The sequence below is a fragment of the Streptomyces sp. NPDC056231 genome (assembly GCF_048270745.1).
GTDB lineage: Bacteria > Actinomycetota > Actinomycetes > Streptomycetales > Streptomycetaceae > Streptomyces.
The window spans coordinates 1-1,159 of sequence record NZ_JBLVKW010000206.1; the positions used below are offsets into that span (position 1 = coordinate 1).

Annotated in this window: 2 protein-coding genes; one reads left to right on the forward strand and one right to left on the reverse strand. The window is 71.1% G+C overall.

The features are described from left to right. Nucleotides 1–21: 21 nt before the first annotated feature. The gene (locus ACNPQM_RS44145) at nt 22–216 is read right to left on the reverse strand and encodes a hypothetical protein (protein ID WP_377536168.1); all 195 of its coding nucleotides are present in this window, start codon (nt 214–216) and stop codon (nt 22–24) included. 739 nt (nt 217–955) lie between these two features. On the opposite strand from ACNPQM_RS44145, the gene ACNPQM_RS44150 reads away from it, so the two are divergent. Continuing rightward, on the forward strand, nt 956–1,132 hold the full coding sequence (locus ACNPQM_RS44150) for a hypothetical protein (RefSeq protein ID WP_382867218.1): 177 nt from the start codon (nt 956–958) through the stop codon (nt 1,130–1,132). The last annotated feature ends 27 nt before the right edge of the window (nt 1,133–1,159 follow it).

Sequence of the window (1,159 nt, forward strand, 5' to 3'; positions counted from 1 at the left end):
GCTCCACCTTGCTGCCCCGGTCTATGCCGCCGGACCCGACCCGAGCGTCCGTCGGTCGGGCCGCGCGGCGGCCACCTCCTGGTGCTCCGCGTCGTCCTCGAGGAGCTGTTCGCGGTCGACGTGCTCAACGGGCAGCAGCCGCGGGGCGGTCGACGTCGTCGTGCTCCTGGCGGTGGTCGACGGACCGGTGCCCAGTGGGCGGCGCGTGGTGCTCATGCCGCCAGTCTCCCGGTCGGCCACCCTTCGCCGACGCCATGCCGGGGCGTCGGCGCTTTCGCCGCACGGCGCGAGCCGGGCGGACGGCCCACCGCCACGCACCCGATCCCCTCGCCCGGCCGCCGCCACCACCCACCCCCCACCCTTCTCTTTCGTCTTGCTTGGGGCGGCAGGGGGCCGTAGAGGGGATGTCGGCACAAGTGGAAGCGCCCGACCACGCGGCTCTACCTGCGACAACGCAGGCCGTCGGAATGAGGAGTGCGCAACCTGGTGCGCAACCTCCCGTGCAACCCGACCACGGGGCGACCGCGCACCCGACCACAGACCCGACCACGGACACCGGTGGCCCCGTTGGTGGGCCCCACCGAAACCCCCACCACTGCCCCCACCGGTGCCGCGACAGGGACTTGCGAGGCTTGCCCACCGGTCCGGCACAGTGATCCCGGGCTGTTCCCCCGGGGAACACCCCGCCGCGATCTGTTCCCCCGGGGAACACCTGCGGATCGGAATGCAAGGGTGTGCCGCTCGATCACTGATAGCGCTTCGTCACGCACTGAGGTACCAAGCCCCCCTCCGGACAACGGACGGGGGCTTTTCTCTGCCCCGGTCCTGTCCTTCTTCGCCTGAGTCCGGCGAAGGAGTGAGGACTTGCGCGGCTTGGGCCCCGCTCCCTCAACGTCACCACCGCCCCGGCCTGTCCGGGACAGACGGACTTTTTTTCCACGGTCTGGAGGACCAGTTGAGCAACGAACAGAGCGACCAGCAGGCGCCCGCATCGCATGAGCGCCCGACCCGTCGCGAGGCTGTGAAGCGGGGGGCGTCTGGTCTTGCCGGAGGGGTGGCACTCGGTATGGCCCGGGAGGCGGGCAGGCGTCTCGCCCAGGTCATCTTCGAGGCCTTCGAGGATGAGTCCTGACGCGACCGGGTTGGACGGGTCGCGCAG

Bases quoted from the DNA above. Each gene is read 5' to 3' on its own strand.
- ACNPQM_RS44145 (WP_377536168.1), bottom strand. From the start codon at position 216: ATGAGCACCACGCGCCGCCCACTGGGCACCGGTCCGTCGACCACCGCC.